18 protein-coding genes are annotated in these 19,875 nt (G+C 70.9%); 11 read left to right on the forward strand and 7 right to left on the reverse strand.

What is annotated here, in order from left to right:
- The first annotated feature begins 345 nt into the window (after positions 1 to 345).
- The gene (locus E1298_RS47745; RefSeq protein WP_165975307.1) at positions 346 to 501 is read left to right on the forward strand and encodes a hypothetical protein; all 156 of its coding nucleotides are present in this window, start codon (positions 346 to 348) and stop codon (positions 499 to 501) included.
- A gap of 72 nt (positions 502 to 573) precedes the next feature.
- On the opposite strand, the gene E1298_RS05365 is transcribed toward E1298_RS47745, so the two are convergent.
- From E1298_RS05365 to E1298_RS05380, 5 genes are all read right to left on the reverse strand, one after another.
- Positions 574 to 1,350, reverse strand: a complete 777-nt coding sequence (locus tag E1298_RS05365; protein WP_131889630.1) for a hypothetical protein — start codon at positions 1,348 to 1,350, stop codon at positions 574 to 576.
- 22 nt (positions 1,351 to 1,372) lie between these two features.
- Positions 1,373 to 1,930: a serine/threonine-protein kinase gene (locus tag E1298_RS05370; RefSeq protein WP_131889631.1), complete on the reverse strand. Its 558-nt coding sequence runs from the start codon at positions 1,928 to 1,930 to the stop codon at positions 1,373 to 1,375.
- On the reverse strand, positions 1,885 to 2,019 hold the full coding sequence (locus E1298_RS51110) for a hypothetical protein (RefSeq protein WP_279497815.1): 135 nt from the start codon (positions 2,017 to 2,019) through the stop codon (positions 1,885 to 1,887). The genes E1298_RS05370 and E1298_RS51110 overlap by 46 nt, the downstream gene beginning before the upstream one ends.
- A 203-nt stretch (positions 2,020 to 2,222) precedes the next feature.
- Positions 2,223 to 2,759 carry a GNAT family N-acetyltransferase gene (locus E1298_RS05375; protein ID WP_131889632.1) on the reverse strand — a complete coding sequence of 179 codons (537 nt, stop codon included), beginning with the start codon at positions 2,757 to 2,759 and terminating at the stop codon, positions 2,223 to 2,225.
- The gene (locus E1298_RS05380; RefSeq protein ID WP_131889633.1) at positions 2,756 to 3,526 is read right to left on the reverse strand and encodes a GntR family transcriptional regulator; all 771 of its coding nucleotides are present in this window, start codon (positions 3,524 to 3,526) and stop codon (positions 2,756 to 2,758) included. The genes E1298_RS05375 and E1298_RS05380 overlap by 4 nt, the downstream gene beginning before the upstream one ends.
- A 479-nt stretch (positions 3,527 to 4,005) precedes the next feature.
- On the opposite strand from E1298_RS05380, the gene E1298_RS05385 reads away from it, so the two are divergent.
- The 9 genes from E1298_RS05385 (at position 4,006) to E1298_RS05425 (ending at position 14,477) form a co-directional block, all read left to right on the forward strand.
- The gene (locus tag E1298_RS05385; protein WP_207944456.1) at positions 4,006 to 5,490 is read left to right on the forward strand and encodes an amidase; all 1,485 of its coding nucleotides are present in this window, start codon (positions 4,006 to 4,008) and stop codon (positions 5,488 to 5,490) included.
- A 525-nt stretch (positions 5,491 to 6,015) separates the two neighbouring features.
- Positions 6,016 to 7,101 (forward strand): class I SAM-dependent methyltransferase, encoded by a 1,086-nt coding sequence (locus E1298_RS05390; protein ID WP_207944457.1) that lies wholly within the window; start codon positions 6,016 to 6,018, stop codon positions 7,099 to 7,101.
- A 57-nt stretch (positions 7,102 to 7,158) separates the two neighbouring features.
- Positions 7,159 to 8,574, forward strand: coding sequence for an iron-containing redox enzyme family protein (locus tag E1298_RS05395; protein ID WP_131889635.1), 1,416 nt, complete (start codon positions 7,159 to 7,161; stop codon positions 8,572 to 8,574).
- Positions 8,562 to 8,966 carry a Rieske 2Fe-2S domain-containing protein gene (locus tag E1298_RS05400; RefSeq protein WP_131889636.1) on the forward strand — a complete coding sequence of 135 codons (405 nt, stop codon included), beginning with the start codon at positions 8,562 to 8,564 and terminating at the stop codon, positions 8,964 to 8,966. Before E1298_RS05395 ends, E1298_RS05400 begins: the two co-directional genes overlap by 13 nt.
- A gap of 13 nt (positions 8,967 to 8,979) precedes the next feature.
- Positions 8,980 to 10,266, forward strand: coding sequence for an ATP-grasp domain-containing protein (locus E1298_RS05405; protein ID WP_131889637.1), 1,287 nt, complete (start codon positions 8,980 to 8,982; stop codon positions 10,264 to 10,266).
- Complete coding sequence (locus tag E1298_RS05410) at positions 10,263 to 11,597, forward strand: MFS transporter (protein WP_131889638.1); 1,335 nt, start codon at positions 10,263 to 10,265, stop codon at positions 11,595 to 11,597. The genes E1298_RS05405 and E1298_RS05410 overlap by 4 nt, the downstream gene beginning before the upstream one ends.
- The gene (locus tag E1298_RS05415; RefSeq protein ID WP_131889639.1) at positions 11,555 to 12,544 is read left to right on the forward strand and encodes an alpha/beta hydrolase; all 990 of its coding nucleotides are present in this window, start codon (positions 11,555 to 11,557) and stop codon (positions 12,542 to 12,544) included. The genes E1298_RS05410 and E1298_RS05415 overlap by 43 nt, the downstream gene beginning before the upstream one ends.
- Positions 12,531 to 13,814, forward strand: a complete 1,284-nt coding sequence (locus tag E1298_RS05420) for an ATP-grasp domain-containing protein (RefSeq protein WP_131889640.1) — start codon at positions 12,531 to 12,533, stop codon at positions 13,812 to 13,814. The genes E1298_RS05415 and E1298_RS05420 overlap by 14 nt, the downstream gene beginning before the upstream one ends.
- Positions 13,815 to 13,841: 27 nt before the next feature.
- The gene (locus tag E1298_RS05425) at positions 13,842 to 14,477 is read left to right on the forward strand and encodes a LysE family translocator (RefSeq protein WP_131889641.1); all 636 of its coding nucleotides are present in this window, start codon (positions 13,842 to 13,844) and stop codon (positions 14,475 to 14,477) included.
- Here E1298_RS05425 and E1298_RS05430 read toward each other — a convergent pair.
- Together E1298_RS05430 and E1298_RS05435 are read right to left on the reverse strand one after the other, a co-directional pair.
- On the reverse strand, positions 14,463 to 16,571 hold the full coding sequence (locus E1298_RS05430) for a BTAD domain-containing putative transcriptional regulator (RefSeq protein ID WP_131889642.1): 2,109 nt from the start codon (positions 16,569 to 16,571) through the stop codon (positions 14,463 to 14,465). The genes E1298_RS05425 and E1298_RS05430 overlap by 15 nt on opposite strands.
- A 194-nt stretch (positions 16,572 to 16,765) precedes the next feature.
- Positions 16,766 to 17,113 (reverse strand): hypothetical protein, encoded by a 348-nt coding sequence (locus E1298_RS05435; protein ID WP_131889643.1) that lies wholly within the window; start codon positions 17,111 to 17,113, stop codon positions 16,766 to 16,768.
- Positions 17,114 to 17,419: 306 nt separating this feature from the next.
- On the opposite strand from E1298_RS05435, the gene E1298_RS05440 reads away from it, so the two are divergent.
- Entirely contained in the window at positions 17,420 to 19,342 is a 1,923-nt protein-coding gene (locus E1298_RS05440; protein ID WP_131889644.1) for an ATP-binding protein, read from the forward strand.
- The last annotated feature ends 533 nt before the right edge of the window (positions 19,343 to 19,875 follow it).

Here is a 19,875-nt window from a genome sequence, read left to right on the forward strand (position 1 = left end):
GCTTTGGTCCGGGGTTGTCATCCTTGATCTTCGGCACGGTGGCCGGCCGCCCACTGGCCACCTCCGGCCGGGCGTGCTGGAACGCGAGCTCCTCCTCCCTGCAGGCTCGCCGGACGGGGCCTGCCGCCTTGGACCGCACTGAACAACCCCATCGAACGCGCCTCCGCCGCCTTGGTGGAACCGCCGTCAGGACAAGCACTGATGCGGACCGACGAACGCATCGCCGCCCAGGAACGGTCGGCCGAGCCTAGCTCCCGAGGCGCACCAGAGCAGTCGGAGTCCCGGTTCGCCCACCTCTGGGGCCGCCCTGCGAGTTGGAGATCCAGAGCGTTTCTCGTCCTGCCCGTGTCCGCCCTGCCCGCCGCCTCGGCCGACAAGCCGGGCCGGGCTCCGGCCCACGCCGCCCTCCGCGGTCCCGGGACCGCCACCCGCACACTCACGCTCGTCACCGGTGACCGGGTACAGATCCGCGATGGCGCTGCGCCGAGGACGGTGGCCTGACCTCGACCTCTCTGGCGGGTGTCCCCACCGGCGCCCGCGCCACCGCGACGTGCGAAGTGGCGTAGCCCAGCCTCAGTTGGGGCGAAAGGTCTCGTAGAAGGCAGCGAAGGTGTCCCGGCTGTGGTCCCAGTCGTCCAGAGGAGTACACATGTATACGCTGTACGCCTTGGTGGTGAGCGAGAAGGCGCGGAACAGACAGTGGTACGAGGCCTTCGTGGACTCGTTGTAGTGGCTGTATTCCAGGTCTACCACCGCCGGGCCGTAGGCCACGGGTGAGAGCCGCAGGCGGCGGTACTGGCTATAGTTGGAGTCGTTTTTGAGCAATTCCTCCACGCTAAAGACTTCTCCCAACGGATCAATTTCGTTCAAGCCGACCCAGATCGACTCGCCTTCATCGCTGTAGAAGTCGCGCGTCTCGTTCTTGGCGTCCCATGAGATCTTCCAGTCCGCCGGTACGGCGACCGAATAGCCGAGCTTGTCGTCGCGGTAGATCTGGAAGCCGACCGGGGTGGTCGGCGGCCCGGTCGGCAGCCCGGACGGGCCGAGCAAAGGGGAGGGCGTGGGAGAGGGCGCGGCGGCGCCACTTGAATTCGACGACCGCTTAGTCCCCGGTACGACGGGCACGCCCAGCGCCACCGCAACACAGACCCCTACGGCGACAACGGCCGCAATCCCTGCGTACAGGACATGACGCTTTGTGGACCTGCGATGCGAAGCCTCGGCCGGGGACGGGTCGCCGAAAGCGACCCGATCCAACATCTCCGCTGTCTGACTGGCCGTGGCGCGGGCCGTGGGGTCACGCTGGAGCAGTGCGGTCAGCAGTGGTGCCAGCGGCCCGGCTTTGGTCATGGGGTCGGGTGGTTCCGTTAACTTAGCAGGGCCGAGAGGATGGACATGAAGGTGTCTCGGACGTAGGGGGGTGGCCTTCTACGGTGGTGTAGAGGGTTGCGCCGAGTGCCCAGAGGTCGGCGGTGGGGCCGACGTTGTGGCCTTGGGCTTGTTCGGGTGCCATGTAGGCGGGTGTGCCCAGGACGGTGCCTGATCGGGTGATGCTGGGGTCTCCGGCCAGGGCGGCGACGCCGAAGTCGGTGATGACGGTGCGGCGGTCGGTGATCAGGACGTTGGCGGGTTTGAGGTCACGGTGCACGATTCCCGCCTGGTGCGCCGTCTGGAGCGCGTCCAGCAGGGCAAGGCCGAGACGGGCCACGTCCTTGGGCGGAAGGGGCCCGTCCTGCTCGATGATGTCGGCGAGCGAGCGGCCCTTGACGAACTCCATCACGATGACCGGCGCACCGTCGTACTTGGTGACGTCGAAGACCTTGACGATGCCGGGATGGACCAGCCTGGCCGCGGCGTCCAGCGTCGTGAGTTCACCGCAACCGCTTAGAAGCGCCAGCGGGTGGCGCTGAACCCTTTCTCCTTGCCGAATGCCAACACCTGAGCCGGCTCAATCGCGTAGACGTGCCGAGGATCGCTGAGGGCGGTGTCGGCCGGATCGTAGAACTCGCCCTCTCTCACGAACGGATGCCACCACGGATACTCAATGACGCTACGTGAGTCGGCGCATTACGAAAAGCGACGATTTTCGATCAAGTCAATCGTCATGGGCGATGCTATGATCGCCACACCGGGCAAGCGCCGGCACACGCGACCAAGAGCTCATCACCGCAGCCCCCTGGATCAGCTCCTGACTACGAGAAGACCTCTGGAAAGGCGCTTGGCTAGGGGAGGGTCTCGGGAAGGGCGCATCGGGCCTGCGGATCAGCTACGGCCGGATGCTGGAACAGGGCACCGGATCTGCGGTGCTCCAGTTCGGCGGTCCGCAGATGAGTCCAGCCGGCATCACGGTAGAAATCATGCAGCCGCTGGTTAGTGCGCCACGCATCGAGCCGGATCCACTGGGCGCCTTGGCGGGCGCCCAGGTCGATCGTCCAGCGAAGCAGCAGTTCTCCCAGCCCCTGACCGGCGTATTCGCGGGCGGTGGCGAGTTTGGCTACGTAGCGCGCCGGTTCTGCGAGTTCCTCGGCGGTCCAGAAGTCGGCGTCCCCGTGAGTGGAGACGGTGACGGTGGCGATCGCGGATCCGTTCTCGCGGACCAGGTACAACTCGCCGCGTTCGATTATCGGCGCGATCCGCTCGACGCTGAATCCGGCGGCCCATTGGTTCACGCCCCGGGAGGTCAACCATGACGCCACGCCGTTCAGCAACGCCAGGACCTCGGCGAGGTCGTCAGGGGCGGCGGGGCCGATGCTCCTCATGCGGGCAGCTCATAGACCATGCTGGCGCGGTCGCCGGGCAAGGTCGTGATCGTCACCCGCGCCGGCCGTTGGGTGGTGTAGGCCGTGCGGACCTGCAACAGCGCCGGGACGCCGTCCTCCACGTTGAGCTTGCCGATCTCCTCGGGGGTGGGCATCCGCCAGAAGAGCTCATCGCGATAGCGGACCTGTTCGTGGCCCAACTCCCGCATCAGCGCGGTGACACCGGGCTTGACGTCATCGGGGTACATGATCGCGGTGCCCTCGGCGATGTCGAGCGGATAGTAGGAGTCGTTGAGGTTGTGGGGAGCGCCGTCGACGGTCCGCAATCGGCGGCGGACCACGACTGCGGCGCCTTCCTCTATCTCCAGCCGGCGAGTGATGGGCTCGCCGGGCTTCATGATCGCTGTCTCGATGCGCTGGCCTGGTGTGTGGCCCTGATCGCTGACATCCGCCACCCATGTGTCAACACCGGTCACCCGGCACTCGTCCGCACGGTTCGGCGACCGCGACCTGGATCCGTGGACGGCGAACTGGAGACGGTCGCGGACACGTCGGCCGCAACGCCCGCGCCCGGCCGTGATCAGCCCTTCATTGACCAGGACGCTCAGTGCGTCGCGCACCGTGTTGCGGCTGACCTCGTAGCGCTCGGCGAGCTCCGATTCCGGGGGGACGAGCGCGCCGGGCGCCAGCTCCCCTCCAATGATCGCCGCGCGCAGCTCCATGGCGAGCTCACGGTAGCGGGGTGTCTGCCCGCGCGAAGGGGCCACGTCGCCCTCCTCCTGGCTCGCCTCGAAGTTCTGTACCAACAAATCTATCTATTCCACCCTTAACTTCGCAAACGATCATAAGCCTCGTCCTTGGAGGGCCTGGCCTACGCGCAGCGGCATGGGTCGGCGGCGAGAGCCGAACGACGCTGGCCTTCGTGCGTGACGGGACCGTTCTGATGGGTAGCCGCCGCGGCATGCCCGAGCCATAATCTAGGCGGCACAGTCAGCGGCTATTCACGGTCGGCAGGGCCGAACGCATACCTCCCGTGCTGTACGCCGAGGCGCCAATCGGTGACGAGGAGGCCGATGTGGCAAGACGAAGGCGGAACCGGCACACCCGAGCAGCGGCCTTAGCGGCCAGTATCGTCGTCCTGACGGCGCCTGTGGTCACCGTCGGTGCGGCAACGGGCAACGGTGCCGCACTCGGCGACGCAGGCGACCGGGCGACACCGGCCGACATCGCTGAGTGGGTGGTGAACATGGACGCCACCAAGTTGCGCGAACGACTGGCGAGCGGCCAGGTCACCTCGGTCCGATTGGTCAAGGCGTACCAGGCACGCATCGATGCCTACGAGCAGGCGTATGCCGACCAGCCTGGTGTCAACGCGGTCATTCGCAGGGACCCGACGGCGATAGCCGATGCCGCCCGGCTCGACGCCGAACGCCGGCAGGGGCGCGTCCGCGGCCCGCTGCACGGCATCCCGATCCTGATCAAGGACAACCACGATACCGAGGACCTGCCCACATCCAACGGCTCGCTGGCGCTCAGGCACTGGCGCACCGCCGATGACGCCGAGCAGGTCGCGCGGCTGCGCGCGGCCGGCGCGATCATCGTCGCCAAGACCAACCTGCACGAGTTCGCCGCCGGCGTCGAGACCATCAGCTCGCTTGGTGGGCAAACCCGCAACCCCTATGACCAGACCCGCAACCCGGGCGGCTCCAGCGGCGGCACGGGTGCCGGCATCGCGGCCGGCTTCGGCGCGGCCGGCCTGGGCTCAGACACCTGCGGCTCCATCCGCAGCCCGGCGGCCCACAACAGCCTGGTCGGGTTGCGGCCGAGCCAGGGCCTGTCCAGCCGCGACGGCATCGCGCCTCTCTCCGACACCCAGGACGTCGGCGGCCCCATCGCCAAGTCGGTCAGCGACATCGCACTGATCCTGGACGCCACCGCCGGATACGACCCGGACGACCCGTCCACCAAGGCGTCCATCGGACGGATCCCCCGCACCTACACCGCCGCTCTCGACGGCGCCGCTCTGGCCAACGCCCGCATCGGCGTGTTCACCGACTACCTGAGTACATCGGGGCCCGCGCTGGCGACGACGGCGCTGGTCCGGGCGGCCGCCCGGGACATGGCCTCGCGGGGCGCGACCATCGTCGATCTGCCGGCCCAACCCGCGCTGGTGTCGGCGGTGGACGCCTCCAGCGTGTTCGCCGACGAGACCGAACGCGACCTCAACCGCTACCTGGCGGCGCCGGGCTCACGATTCCCACGCTCACTGGCCCGGCTGGAGCCACCGGCCGACATCGTGACCCTGGCCGACATCGTCACCTCCGGCAAGGTCACGCCCACGGTCCTGAAGCGGCTCAAGGAACGGCTGGGCACCTCGACCGGCCCGCAGGACGCCTACCACCAGCGGCTGGCCCGGCGTAAGCAGGCGCAACAGCTGCTCCACAAGCTGTTGAAGGACAACGCCCTGGACGCACTGCTCTACCCGGCGGTCTCACAGCAGGCCGCGCCGATCGGACAGCCTCAGGAGGGGCTCAGAGTCTGCGCACTTGCCGCCAATACCGGGTTCCCCGCCCTGACGATCCCAGCCGGCTTCACACCCGACGGAATGCCGGTGGGAGTCGAACTGCTAGGACGGCCGTTCAGCGAACCGAGACTGCTCGGGCTCGGTTTCGCCTACCAGCGAGCGACAGATCACCGCCGTCCACCGGCAAGTACCCCGCCCCTGAACTGACCTCGCCGCCGCAAACGCCTGTGCGGCGCCGATATCGAAGCGCCCCCGGTTTCGATAGAGGCTCGGTCGCGTCGTAGCAGCGTCATGTCCGGTGCGTCCAGCATCAGGTGGGTCCGCTTGCTGGTCGCGCCCAGATGACGATGGCGCGGGAGAAGATGTCGACCACGTACGCGCCGTAGACGACGTCGGCCCGCACCCGCGCGCGGGGAGCGACGATCTCAGCCCTTGCGGTGTCGGCATCCAGGGTCGGCCCTGACCCAGCGCGGGCGGGTATCGACCGTAACTGCCGCCGGGAGGGGTACGGGCGGTGCCGCCGGGCTCCAGAGCGGCTCCGCCGGACGGATCGGCGCTGGCCGGCGGCGCCCCGGCGGCGATGCGAACTGCCGCTCCCGGCTGGAGGCACGCTGAAGATCGGCGCACAACGGTCCTTCCTAGATTGAGGGCGGCGAGAAAGGGGTGCTCGCCGTCACGCGTTTGCCGGCCTTCATGGTCCGGGCACGAAAACAGGGGGGACGAGTCTTGCGAGTGCAATTCCAAGAGGCCGATGCGTTCGAGGAGGAGGCCGCTTCAGACGGTTCGGCGACGCCCGCGCGAAAAGCGCCGGGCGATGCCGAGAACCGTCTCATGGTCGCCTCCCTGCAATCGCTCGCGCAGGAGATGGACGAGATCGCGAGAGAGGCTTCCTCGGTCCTGGAGGATCCGGCGCGGATCCTTTCGGCGGAGCCCGGGGCGTTCGCGCGGATCGCCGCGCGGACCGTGCCGCGCTGGCATTTCGCGATGCTGAACGACGGCGAGCGCAACAGCGCCCTCGTGGCGGCGCTGAAGCGGCGCGTCCCGGCGGGCGCGAGCGTGCTCGACATCGGCTCGGGCAGCGGGCTGCTCGCCATGGCGGCGGTGCGGGCCGGCGCCGGGCGGGTCTACACCTGCGAGGCGAACCCGCTGCTGGCGGAGATCGCCCGGCAGACGATCGCGGCGCACGGTATGTCCGGCACCGTCACCGTGCTCGCGAAGCGGTCGGACGCGCTGCGGGTCGGCGTGGACCTCGACCGGCCCGTCGACGTGCTGGTGTCGGAGATCGTCGACTGCGGCCTGATCGGCGAGGGGCTGCTGCCCGCCTTCCGGGACGCGCGCGAGCGGCTGCTCGCCCCCGGCGGGGTGCTGATCCCGTCCGCGGCGCGGCTCTACGGGCGGCTCGTGCGCAGCGAGGCCGTCGCCGCGCTGAACCAGGTCGGCAAGGCCGACGAGTTCGACGTCTCGCTGATGAACGCGCTGGCCACCCGCGGGCACTTCCCGGTGCGGCTGAACACCTGGCCGCACGCGATGGTGTCGGAGACCGTCCGGCTGCTCGACCTCGACCTGCGCCGCGACGCGCTGGAGCCCGGTGAGCGCGCGGTGTCCCTGACGGCCACCGGCGACGGCGAGGCGCACGCGCTCGCCGTCTGGTTCGAACTCGACCTCGGCGGCGGCATGGTGCTGCGCAACTCGCCGGCCGACTCCGGCTCCCACTGGATGCAGGGCGTGATCCCGTTCGCCGAGCCCGTCCCGACCAAGGTCGGGGAGCCGGTCTCGTTCCGGCTGCGCTGGAGCGACACCCGCCTGAGCATCCGCTGAGCGGCGACCACCGCCGCTTCGCCCTACCCGTCCGCCTTTCATGAGAGAGAGCGATCGATGAGTGCTGTGCCGGAACACCGGCCTTTCCAGCTCGACGGCGCCGCACTGCGTGACGCCGTCGTGCAGTACGCCACCAATCCCATCTATCTCGACAACGAGGAATGGGAGAACGACGACAACCCCTATCGGCGGCAGCTCCGCCCGCAGGTGCTTCCGCATCTCGACTACGACAAGGTGCCCAACCGCGACGAGATCCTGGATTACAAGAGCCTGGCCGTCCAGCGCCTTCTCACCAGCATCTACGAGGCCGACCTGGTCTTCCTTCCCAAGTTCGGTCTGGAGGGCAAGGAGGACGACTTCCGCGCGTTCTACAGCCCGGGCAACCGGGCGCTCGGCGAGCGGATCCGCCCGGCGCTGGAGCGGCAGGCGTTCGGCTTCCTCGACGACGAGATCGAGACGTCCGGGACGTGGACGCGGGCGAGCCTCGCGTCCTACCTGGACTCGCTCGGTACGGACGGCAGCGAGGCGTCGCCGTCCGAGGAGGCCATCGTGAAGTCCACCGACCCGCGGCGGGCGGCGCGCATGTGGCTCGCGCAGTTCGCGCCGGACTTCCTCTCCGAGGCGTCGCCGATGATGCGGAATCTGCTCGGCTACTACGGCGCCCCGCAATCCGAATGGTTCAAGGTCGTCATCGACGAGTACGGCTACGGCGTCCACGAGACCAAGCACAGCAGCCTGTTCGAGAAGACCCTGCAGACGGCGGGCCTGAAAGCCGACCTTCACCGGTACTGGCAGTTCTACCTGAACAGCAGCCTGCTGCTGAACAACTACTTCCACTACCTGGGCAAGAACCACGAGCTCTTTTTCCGGTACGCGGGCGCGCTGTACTACACCGAGAGCTCGCTGGTCGACTTCTGCCGCCGCGCGGACGCGATGCTGCGCACCGTCTTCGACGGATCCGTGGACACCGGCTACTTCACCGAGCACGTTCACATCGACCAACACCACGGGCGGATGGCCCGCGACAAGATCATTTTGCCGCTGGTGGAGGCGCACGGCGACGGCGTCATCCCCGAGATCGTCCGCGGGATCGAGGAGTACCGGACGCTCGTCGGCATCGCCGACGCCGACTTCTCCGAGCAGATCGCCTGGATGGACGGCGGCCCCCGGTTCAAGACGCTGCACGACCCGGTCTATGACGGCATCCGGCGCGGCCTCGTGGACGCGCCCGTCGCGCGCCTGGTGGAGCCGCGCGGCGAGCTGTCCAACACCCACTGCCACGACGGCGACGAGCTGTGCCACATCGTGTCGGGGACGATGCGCTTCGTCAACGGCCTCGACTCCTACCAGATCCTGGAGGCCGGCGAGGGAACCGTGATCCAGCGCAACCGGCTGCACGGCGCGATCATCGAGTCGGAGGAGTGCGTCTACGAGATCCACTCCGTCGGGGACCACCGCAAATGCCTGTCGTGACGTTCCCCGTCGAGGGACGGGACAACTGCGCCGTCGTGGACGGGACCCCCTACGTGTACGCCACGGTGAGGGGTGAAGGGTTCGTCATGCGGGCCCGCTGCGCCCACCGCGGCGGCCCGCTCCACTTGGCCGCCGTCGCCGCGGAATCCGCCCGGCTGGTGTGCCCATGGCACGAGCGGAAGACGTCGCTGACGCGGCTGCGGGCGGAGATCCCCGCGGTCCGGACGGGCGGCCGGGTGACGGCCGTCATCCCCGATCGGCGCCTCGCGCTGGTCCGCCCGTGCTCCGCGCCGCCCGCGCCGCCCGCACTGGCCGCGCCGTCCGCGCCGTCCGTCGAGTTGGAGCACCGGCCGTTGTCACGGGACCTGGCCCGCGCCGCGGGCTGTGGATGACGGGAGGAGGACCATGACGCACAACGGAGACAGGACACGCGATGACGGCACGGCGAGCAACGGCGACAAGCCGCTGCTGCTGCTGATCGGGAGCAGCGGCCGGCTCAGCAGGGAGTTCGTGCTGGAGTCGGTGAGCCGGAGGTACGGGCTATGGCTGCTCCAACCGGCCGACGTCACTTGGGAGGGACCGTACGTCGCCGGGAGCACGATCGTCGACAACACCGATCCGGTGGCGCTGGCCAAGGCCGCCCAAGACGTCGCCGCGCGACACCGCGTGGCGGGCGTCTTCTGCTATGACGAGGGGCTCGTCACCCCCGCCGCCCACGTGGCGCGGGCGCTCGGCCTGCCCGGGAACACTCCCGAGGCCATCGCGGCCTGCCGGGACAAGAAGGCCACCCGCGACGCGATGGACCGGGCCGGGGTCGCCCAGCCGGTGTCGGCCGGGGTCTCCGCCCTCTCGGAGGCGCTCGCCGCCGCCCGCCGGATCGGCTACCCCGTGGTGCTGAAGCCCCGGGGCCTCGCGGGCAGCATGGGCGTCCGGCTGGCGCGGGACGAGGACGAGGCGGCGTCCGCCTACGCGGCCGCGGCCGCGGCGTCCTACCCGGGCGTGCCCGTCTTCGACGTGCCGGTGCTGGTGGAGGAGTACGTCTCAGGCCCGGAGATCAGCGTGGACGCGGCCTTCTTCGACGGCGAGTGCGTGCCGCTTGTCGTCGCCCGCAAGCAGGTCGGGATGGACCCGTTCTTCGAGGAGGTCGGTCACGAGGTGGACGGCGGCGATCCGCTGCTGGGCGATCCGAACCTCGTCCAGGTGCTCCGGCGCGCGCACGCCGCGCTCGGCTTCCACACCGGCGTCACCCACACCGAGTTCCGGCTCACCCCGCACGGCCTGCGGCTGATGGAGGTCAACGCCCGCCTCGGCGGCGACATGATCCCCTACCTCGGCCGGCTCACCACCGGCGTTGACGTCGCGCTCGCCGCCGCCGACATGGCTGCGGGCCGCCGTCCGGATGTCGGCGCCAAGCACTCCCGCGCCGCGGCGATCGCGTTCCTGTACCCGGAGCGGGACGTCGAGGTCGAGTCGGTGACCGTGCGAGAGGACCGGCTCGTCCCGGGCATCCACAGCGCGGAGGCGATGGCGGGTCCCGGCACGGTGCTGCGGCTGCCGCCGCGCGGCTACATCTCCCGCTACGCCCGCGTCATCGCCCTCGCCGACTCGATGGACGGGGCCCGGGCCGCGCTGGCCCGCGCACCGGAGATCGTCGAGCTGGTGGGACGTCCGGCCGAGGTCGCGGTTCGATGACGCCGACCGGCCATCCGTCGATCAGGGAGACTCTGCGGCGGATCTCCTGGAGCACCTGGCTCGTGCTGGCGGGGATGCTCGTCAACCGGCTGGGCAGCTTCTTGCAGGTCTACCTGGTCCTGTACCTGACCGCCAAGGGGTTCTCCGCGACCGCGGCGGGCATCGCGCTCGGCGCCTATGGTGCCGGGTCGGTGGCCGGCGTGCTGCTCGGCGGCGCGGCGTCCGACCGGTTCGGGCACGCGTGGACGATCGTCGGGTCGATGGCGCTCGCCGGGGTGCTCACACTCGGCCTCGTGCACCTCGGCAGCCTGCCCGCCATCGTGCTGGTGACGGCCGTCATCGGAATGGCGGCGCAGGCGTACCGGCCCGCCTCGTCCGCGCTGCTGGTGCGGCGCACGCCGGAGGAGCAGCACGTCATGGTGTTCGCCGTCTACCGGATGGCGTTCAACCTCGGCACCGTCGGCGGCCCGCTGCTCGGCGCGCTGCTGATCACCTTCTCCTACGAGCTGATGTTCTACGCCGACGCGGTCACCTCGGTCGGATTCGCGCTGCTCGCCCTCGTCCTCGTCCGGTCCGGTGACCGCGCCGAGGACGGCGCGGACGACGGCGAGGACGACGGCGCAGGCGCGGGGGACAGCGACGGCGCCGGGCCCCGCAGGTCGTACCGCGCCGTGCTGGCCGACCGCAGGTTCATGCTGTTCATGCTGGCGTTGTTCCTCAACGCCGTCGTGTACATCCAGAGCACCGCCGCGCTGCCGCTGCAGGTCGCGGCGGACGGGCACGCTCCGGCGTTCTACGCCGCGCTGCTCTCGCTCAACGCGTTCCTGGTGATCTGCCTGGAGCTGCCGTTCACCAAGTACGTCCAGCGGCTGCCCGCCGGGATCGCCGTCGCCACGGGGATCGGCCTGGTGGGCGTCGGGATGAACCTGTACGCGGCCGGTGCGTGGGCGGCGGTGTTCGTCGCCGCCACCGTGGTCTGGACGGTCGGCGAGATGGTCGGCACGCCGACCGCGTCGGCCCATCCCGGCCGGGTCGCGCCGCCCCGGCTGCGCGGCCGCTACATCGCGGCGGGCGTGTTCTCCATGCAGATCGGTTACGCGGTCGGCCCGGTCATCGGCGTCGCGGTCTGGCAGGCATGGGCGCCCGGCGCGTGGTGGCTGTGCGGCCTGCTCACCGTGGTCGCCGTCGCCGCCACCCTGCCCGGCATGGCCGGCAACCGCACGAACGCGCGCACCACCGACCAGGACGCGTCGGGGACGCGTCCCGACCATCAGGAAGGCAGCGGGCCATGGCCTACGCAGCAGGAATCCAGCAGTTCGTCGACGAAGTGAACGGCGCGCTCCCACCCGACTTCTACACCTATCCACTCGACCGCCAGCGCACCCTCTACGACGGGCTGACCGAGGTGCTCCCGATCCCCGTCCCGGACGGCGTGCGGCACCACGACGTGGAGCTCACGCACGGCGGGCGCCGCGCGCGCGCCCGCGTCTACCGGCCCCCGGTGCGGCGCGGCGACGGTGTGCTGTTCTACGTGCGCGGCGGCGGCTTCGTCATCGGCTCGCTCACGAGCCACCACAGCCTGGTCGCGGAGCTCGCCGCCCGAACGGGCCTGGTATCGGTCGCCCTCGATTTCGGGATGGCGCCGGAGAACCCGTTCCCCGGCCCGGTCGAGGACTGCTTCACCGGACTGTCGGCGGCTCTCGCCGACCCGTCCGCGCTGGGCGCGGGCGACCTGGACGCCGGCGCCGCGGTGGTGTGCGGGGAGAGCTCCGGCGCGAACATGGCGGTCGTGCTGTCGATGATGGCGCGCGACCGGGGCGGCCCGGCGCTGCGCGGGCAGGCGCTCATCAGCCCGGTGCTGGACTTCACCCGCTGGCGGCATGGCGGGGAGGACGCGCCGCTGCTGTCCGGGGGCGAGATGGAGTTCTTCACGGCCTGCTACTGCCCCGATCCCGAGCAGGCCCGGCACCGCTACGTGTCCCCCTTGCTCGAAGGAGAGTTCCACGCCCTGCCGCCCGCCTACGTCGTGGGCTGTTCTCTGGACTCTCTGCGCGTGGACGCCGAGAGCTACACCGAGCGGTTGCGCAAGGAGGGGGTGCCCGTCCAGTACGTGCTGGAAGAGGGGATGGTGCACGCGCCCGTCCGGGCGCGCGGCCTCAGCGAACCCGCGGCCGACCTGTTCGCGCGGTTCTGCACGGCCGCCGCCCAGCTGGCAGGCGACACCTCCGCGCTCCCGAAGGGCGCCCGCGCGGAGGGAGCGCGCAGTGGCGGTTCCTGAGCCGGACGGCCCTGCTGTCATCGTCGACCCGTACTCGTCGGGCGCGCTCTTCGCCGAGCCCCTCGGGCGGCACGGCGTGCCCGTCGTGGCGGTCGTCACCGGCCCGCGGCCACCGGACGCGTACGCGTCGTCCTACCGGCCCGGCGACTACCCCGAGACCGTCGTGTACGACGGCGACCTCGACGCCGTCGCGCGGCGGCTGCGGGCGCTCGGCCCGCGCTGCGTCATTGCCGGCTGCGAGTCCGGCGTCGAGCTGGCCGAACGTCTCGCGCCGCTGGTGGTGCCCGCGCTGGCCAACGTCCCGGAGCTGGCCGCGGCGCGCCGCGACAAGGCCGCCATGGCGGCGGCGGTCGCCGCGGCGGGGCTGCCCGTCATCCCGCAGATCTGCGCGGCCCGCGCCGACGAGGTGGCAGGCTGGCTGCACCAGGAGCGGCTGCACGGCGCCGACCTCGTCCTCAAGCCGCCGAAGAGCGCCAGCACCGACGGTGTCGTCAAGCTCCCCGGCGGGCGGGACTGGCGGACGGCGTTCGAGCGCGGGCTCGGCCGCGTCAACCAGTTCGGCGAGCGGGACGACCGGCTGATCGTGCAGAAGTTCGTCACCGGCACCGAGTACGTCGTCGACACCTTCAGCCACGGCGGCCGGCACGCCCTCGTCGACGTGTGCGCCTACCAGAAGGTCGACAACGGCCCCTACATGGCGGTGTACGACACCATGCGGTGGCTGGCGCCGGACGACCCGGCCGTCCCGGACCTCGCAGAGTACGTGTCCGGCGTGCTGGACGCGGTCGGGATGCGCAACGGCTCCGCGCACGTGGAGGTCATGGGCACCGCGGACGGTCCGGTGCTCATCGAGATCGGCGCGCGCCCGCACGGCGGCGGCCACCCGCGGTACAACTGGGTCGCGACCGGCGACAGCCAGATCGACCGGACCGTCCGGTGGCTCACCGGCGGCGCGCTGCCCGGCGGCTACGAGCTGGTCCGGCACCAGGCGTGCGTCTTCCACATCGCTCCGCGCGCCGGGGTGCTGCGCGGGACGGACGTGCTCGGCGGCGTCCGGGACCTCGCGAGCCACCACTTCGCCGTGCTGAACGTCGCCGACGGGGACCTCGTTCCGGCGACCAGGACCCTCGTGGACAGCCTGGACTTCGGGTTCGTGATCCTCTCGCACCCCGACGCGGAGCAGGTCGAGCGGGACCGGCGGGCCGTGCGCGCCCTTGAGCGGCGGCTCGTCATCGAGGCGCCGGTGGCCGCCGACGTCCTGGAACCGTAGCCCGGCCCGGTCGGGGAGGAGGCCCCGGTGGGCACCGCAGTCGCCTTCCTGGCGAGTTCCCTGCTGGTGATCGTGACGCCGGGGCCCGACCTCGCGCTGATCACCCGGCTGATGCTGGAGCGCCGCACGCCGCGCCCGGCCGCCGCCGCGGCGGCCGGCATGATCACGGCCGGAGCCGCCCAGGCGGCGCTGGGCGCGGCCGGGCTCGCCGCGTTCTTCGGCGCCCACCCGGACGGCTTCACCGCCTTCCGCCGCATCGGCGCCGCCGTCCTACTGGGCTGGGCGTTCGTCGCCCTGCGCTCCGCCCTCCACCGCCCGGCGGGCACACCGGACGCAGCGCTGGCGCACGGTCCCGCCACCGAGCCGGGGCTGTTGCGGGGTGGGTTCATACAAGGGCTGCTCTGCACCGGGTCCAATCCCAAGGTGGGCGTGTTCCTGATGGCCTTCCTGCCGCAGTTCGTCCCGCCGGGCGTGGACCCGGTGGCGGGGGTGGCCTTCCTCGCGGCCTGCTACCTCACGCTGGGGCTGCTCTGGCTCGCGACGTGGATCCTGCTCGTCGGCAGGCTGGCCCCGTTCCTGCGCTCGGCGCGCGCCATGCGCCTCGTCCACGGCACGACCGCCCTCGTGTTCGGCGCGTTCGCGCTCCGGCTAGTACTGGTCTGACGGCACCGCCTCACGGCGCTCCGCAAGTTCGGCCACATAGCCGCGGAGCAGATCGGGCATGACGAACCGGTCCCGGGCGCGCTGCTCCAGCAGGCTGGCGTCGACCAGGCCGCGCAGCATGCGCCGTGCCTCGTCCGGGGGGCTCCCCGCCAATTCGGCCGCGACGCCCACCGTCACGTGCAGGCCCGGCGTCATGCCGAGCAGGCGGAGGAGGCGCCGGGACGGCTCCGGCAGCGCCGCGTGGGACGCGTCGAAGGCGAAGCGGAGCGAGGACGGCAGGTCCGCTCCGTCCAACTCGTGGAAGACCCCGCTCTCGCGGAGCTTCGCGCAGTACTGCGCGAGGTCGGCGCCGGGACTCTCCGCCATCCGCGCCGCGGCGACGCGCAACGCGAGCGGCAGCCCCCCGCACAGCATGCCGAGCGCCGCGGCCGCGGCGGGCTCGGCGTCGACCCGCTCCCGGCCGAGCAGCTCGGCGAGCAGCGCGTACGTCTCGCCGGACGTCAGGACGCCGAGGTCCATGCGCCGCGCCCCGTCCCGCGCGACGAGCCCCGGCATCCTGGCGCGGCTCGTGACGAGCACGGCGCTGTGCCCACCGCCGGGGATCAGCGGACGCACCTGGTCCTCGTCGCGCGCGTCGTCCAGCACGACCAGCATGCGCCGGCCGGCGAGCTGCGACCGGTACAGGGCCGCCGCCTCGTCCACGTCGGCCGGGACCTGACCGTCCGGGACGGCGAGCGCGCGCAGGAACTGGCGCAGCGCCTCGTGCGCGGTCACCGCCCGCCGGACGGAATGGCCGCGCAGGTCGGCGTAGAGCTGCCCGTCCGGGAAGCGGTCCCGCATCCGGTGCGCCCAGCGCACGGCCAGCGCCGTCTTGCCGACGCCGGGCTGCCCGCTGACCAGCGTGACGGGTGCCCGGCCGGCGGCCGCCCGCGGGTCCGGGAGCAGCCGGCGGCTCAGCTCCGCCAGTGGCGCGGCCCGCCCGACGAAGACCCCGGCCGCGTTGGGCAGCTGCGACGGCGCCGCGTGCCGCACCGGCGCGGACGGCGGCTCGCGGTGGCGGCGCGCGGGCGGCTCGGCCTCGTCCGGCCACGGGAGCTGCTGCCGGAGCACCCGCAGATGCGCGCGGCGGATCTCGTCGCCGGGCTCGACGCCCAGCTCGTCCATCAGGCGCCGCCGCACGCAGGCGAACACGCCGAGCGCCTCGGACTGCTCGCCGCAGCTCGCCAGCACCAGCATCAGCCGCGCCTGCAGGCCCTCGTGGAGCGGCTCCTCTCGGGCGACGGACCGCAGTGTGTGCAGCGCCTGCCGGGGCCGCCGCAGCTCCATGGCGAGGTCCGCGTACGCCAGTACGCTCTCCACCCGCAATCCCGCGACGGCCACGGCCGCCGGATCCTGCCTGAGCTGCGGCACGTCCGCCAGCAGGGAGCCGTGCCAGCGGTCCAGCGCGCGGCGCGTCAGCGCGAGGGCCTCCGCGGCCCTGCCCGCCGTGCGGGCTTCGCGGGTCCGCGCCACCAGATCCTCGAAACGCGTCCGGTCGACGTGCGCCCGGTCGGTGACCAGCCGGTACCCGCCGTGGGTCCGCGCCAGCTCAAGCGGGCCGGGCGATGGCTCGCCGGACCGCATCAGGCCGCGGAGCTGGCTGACGTAGGTGTAGATCAGGCCCTGGTGCGACCGCGGCGGTCCGTCCGGCCACAGCGCCTGGGTGATCTCCTCGAACCCGGCCGCCTGCGGGAACCGCAGGGCCAGCAGCGCCAGCAGGAGCCGCAGCTTGGGCGCCTGCACGTCCGTCACGGCGCCGTCCCGCCGGATGTACAGCGGGCCGAGGATGCCGATGCCGGGCAGGTCGTTCGGGCCCGGGCGCGGCTCCTGCCTCGGTCTTCGCTGCCACCACGCGTCGTCACCGTCCAGCCCGAGCGCGCCGCCGAGCCGCGCCAGCGTCACCGTACGCGGCCTGCGCACACGTCCCTGCTCGATGTCGCGGACCGCGCGCACACTGATGCCCGCGAGCTCTGACAGGTCGTACTGCGTGAGCCTCGCGCGCCGCCGTAACCAGCGCACCCGTTCCCCGAGCGGCTGCCCCGCCCCGTTCTCCATGGTCTCCGCGTCCCCCCGCTGGAGCCTCTCCGGATGACACCGACACTAACTCCGGAGTAAAGACGGCGGCATCACTTCACCGGCACCACACCCGGAGCGGGGCACCAGGGCGCACATCACAGAAAAGCGCCCAGGACAGGGGGTGGCGCGGAAAGCGAGCGAAACCGCCACTCCGGGCGTCGGGACCAGCAAGATCAAACCCGAGCCCGCGGCCGGGCCCGGATCGGCCGCCGCCGCACCTGCCGGCGCTCCCGGCCCAGGCCGGCGGGACCAGCAGCATGCACACCGCGGACAACGGTGAACCAGCCAATGATCTTCGCATCGGATACCTCGACATCGAGCGACATATCGAACACCTGGTATTCGCCGCTCGACACCGCTCGGATGAAAGCCATCGGACCGCCGCCGGAGATGACCGAGTCCGGACACGGTTGAACCTGAACCAATGAGGTACGTGTCCCGGGCTTCGGACAGATCTGGTCACGCTTATTGAAATCAATTTCTCGCAGTGCCCAGCACACCACGCGGTGTTCTCCGGCCACTCGCGGTGACCGGGATACGTCAACCTGCCGGAGGCGGCCAGCGCGAAGTCCTCCACGCTAGGCCCGGACCGTGCCCGCGAGCCAACATGGAGCCGACGGGCGGACGTACCGGGGCGAAGCCGTGGCGAGGCCGTGGCGTTTTCGCGCTTGCCCAGGTCGGCAGGGGTGGGTCGGTCGCCGGTGTGTTGGGCTGGGTACCGTGACTTATTACCGGATTCCTCCGGAGGGGTGGTGAGTTATCGACATAACGTGGTAAGCAACTCTCAGTTGAGTCGGCCAACGACCGCTCTCCGCTCGGCCTCGGGGATGGTTCTGCTGGCCGCCATGAAGGGAGTGGCCGTGAACCGGGTCAGCCCGTGGGTAGGGGTCAAGGCGTTCGAGGAAAAGGACTGGGGTCGCTTCTTCGGACGTCAGGCTGAGATCCGTCAGGTGGCGGACCGGTGGCGACAGGGCCGCTTGACGATCGTGGCCGGTGAGCCCGGGATCGGGAAGACGTCTTTGCTGCGAGCCGGAGTAGTTCGGCGGTTGCAGGACGACGGGGCTCGGGTTCTGCCGATCGGAGATACCGGGGACGGGGGAGTGACCGGGTCTCCGGCGCCTGCGGCAGTGGCGCGCAATCCCTATGTCACGGCCTTGTTGTTGTCCTGGCAGCGGAACGAGGGGCCGCAGGATATGGGGCTGATCTCGTTTTTACGCGGACAGGAGCAGTACGGCCGGCGCGGTCTGCCCTTTCCTGTGCTCGTGGCTGTTGATCATTTTCATCATGTGCTGCCCGAAGCGGAGCGCCGTGGGTTTCTGGAGGAACTCGCGGAGGCCATGGCGGCGGTGCAGAACGTTCATCTGCTCATGTCGGTGCGGACCCTGGAGCTCGGTGAGCTCGGCCCGCTGCGGGATGTCCTTGGGCACAGTGATCCTTTCGTGCTCGGGCCGCTCGACCGGGACGGTGCGCTCGACGCTGTGGTGCTGCCGACAATCGGGTCCACGCTGGACTTCGCTTCCGGGGTGGCGGGGCGGTTGGTCGACGTCTTGGGCGGCCCCGCGGTGGAGCCACTGTTGTTGCAGGTCGCGCTTGGAGCGGTGTGGGACGAGTTGTCCCCCGGAGAGGTAATGGTTTCCGCTGGGCATTTGCCGGAGCCGGAGCTGGCCCTGGCGGCGTACTGCGTTCCAGCGCTGGACGGCATTACCGGCGAGCACGGAATGCAGACCTGCGAGGTCGGTACGTGGATGCGCCGCACTCTGGTCGACCCGGACGGGAGACCGCGCGCGGCGGCGGAGGCGGTGGTGCGGGAAGAGATGCCCGGGTCGGTGCTTCGGGCGCTGGAGAATCAGTACCTGATCCGGAGAAGTCAGACGGGGGTCGCTCTGCGTTTTCCGCTGATCGCCGAGGCGCTGCGCCGGATCCCGGACGTACGTGCCTCTGCGGGCAGGGCCGACCCGCATGACAGCCTGATCGCCGCGCGACTGGCGATGTCAGCAGACGACCTCCCTATCGCGACCTGGCACGCCCAGGTGGCGCTGCGGAGCGGTGGTCCGGACCGTCGGATCGTGGCCGAGGCACGGTCGCTGCTGGGCGACATCGCCTTCTACCGGCGGCGATTGGAGGACGCCGAGGAGCACTACCGGGTGGCTGCCGAGGAGTACGTGTACGTCGGTGACCTGCCCCAGGCCGGGCGATTGCTCGCCGCCATCGGGCGTCTGCGGTTGGAGCAGGGCGACCACCAGGGGGCGATGGAGAAGTTGAGTACCGCGGCTTATAGGGCGCCTGCCGATCCGCTGGTGCAGATGGGGCTGGCCAGGGCGTTCTGGACCACCGGTTCTACGAACTCAGCGCTCACGGCTTTGGACAATGTCTTGAGGCAGAGCGGTCTGGGCAACGTTGAGGCGCGGCGGTTGCGGGGAGAACTGCGGGCGGACCTCGGGCAGGCTCAGCAAGCCCTGGCGGATCTGGCGCACGTCGACCGGCACGCTCCGGCGGCGCAGCGGGCTGCGCGGCTGCTGGCCCTGGCCATGCACATGGACGGGAGCGGCCACCTGCTGGACGAACTGGACGAGATCATCGCCGCGGCGCCCCGGAGCGGTCCGGTGCTGCTTCGCGCGGCACGGGCCTGTGCGCTCTCGGGTGACGCCGCGCGCGCGGCCGACTTGGCCACCAGGGCCCGAGTAGCGGAGGATCCTCCTCTGCCCGGACACCAGTACGCACTGGTCGAACAGCTGCTCATCGGTTCTTAAAGGTGCGGCGGTCGCGAGTGTCACGGATTTCGCGGAGCGTGGTGAGCGTGGCGATGTACACGGTGGCGAGTGCGGCCACCGCTCCGGCCAGCGCGGGGCGCTGGCTGAGAAGTATCAGACCTGTCGGCGCCGCACCGCCCGCTGCTCCGACACCGAGCATCCAGGACCGTACCGGGCGGCCTGGGTACCGGGCGGGTCCTGGCATCGGGGATCGCGGCTGCGGCTGCTCAGTGCGGACCTGCGGCGCGGCCTTGGCGGGCGCCGGGCGAACGTCGGCCTGGTCGATCCGGTCGGGTCCGGACTGTTTCGCGCTGGCCTTGGTGGGCTCGGCGGGGTGCACCGAACGGCTGTCGCCGACTACTTCAGCAGCGCGCGGGAACACGTTGGACTCTGGGCGCGTCACAGGGGTGGGAGCGGTCGGCCGCTGTGGTTCGGGCATTTGTCGCGCCATGTGTGTCTCCTGACATGGTGATCGGGCTCGGTTCCATCCTTGATCTGGAGAGAGGTGTCCTGTGCCGTCAGGCACACCGATC

It is taken from the genome of Actinomadura rubrisoli, assembly GCF_004349215.1.
GTDB lineage: Bacteria > Actinomycetota > Actinomycetes > Streptosporangiales > Streptosporangiaceae > Spirillospora > Spirillospora rubrisoli.

Bases quoted from the DNA above. Each gene is read 5' to 3' on its own strand.
- E1298_RS05365 (WP_131889630.1), bottom strand. From the start codon at position 1,350: ATGACCAAAGCCGGGCCGCTGGCACCACTGCTGACCGCACTGCTCCAG.
- E1298_RS05375 (WP_131889632.1), bottom strand. From the start codon at position 2,759: ATGAGGAGCATCGGCCCCGCCGCCCCTGACGACCTCGCCGAGGTCCTG.
- E1298_RS05385 (WP_207944456.1), top strand. From the start codon at position 4,006: ATGGACGCCACCAAGTTGCGCGAACGACTGGCGAGCGGCCAGGTCACC.
- E1298_RS05395 (WP_131889635.1), top strand. From the start codon at position 7,159: ATGAGTGCTGTGCCGGAACACCGGCCTTTCCAGCTCGACGGCGCCGCA.
- E1298_RS05400 (WP_131889636.1), top strand. From the start codon at position 8,562: ATGCCTGTCGTGACGTTCCCCGTCGAGGGACGGGACAACTGCGCCGTC.
- E1298_RS05405 (WP_131889637.1), top strand. From the start codon at position 8,980: ATGACGCACAACGGAGACAGGACACGCGATGACGGCACGGCGAGCAAC.
- E1298_RS05410 (WP_131889638.1), top strand. From the start codon at position 10,263: ATGACGCCGACCGGCCATCCGTCGATCAGGGAGACTCTGCGGCGGATC.
- E1298_RS05415 (WP_131889639.1), top strand. From the start codon at position 11,555: ATGGCCTACGCAGCAGGAATCCAGCAGTTCGTCGACGAAGTGAACGGC.
- E1298_RS05430 (WP_131889642.1), bottom strand. From the start codon at position 16,571: ATGGAGAACGGGGCGGGGCAGCCGCTCGGGGAACGGGTGCGCTGGTTA.
- E1298_RS05440 (WP_131889644.1), top strand. From the start codon at position 17,420: ATGGTTCTGCTGGCCGCCATGAAGGGAGTGGCCGTGAACCGGGTCAGC.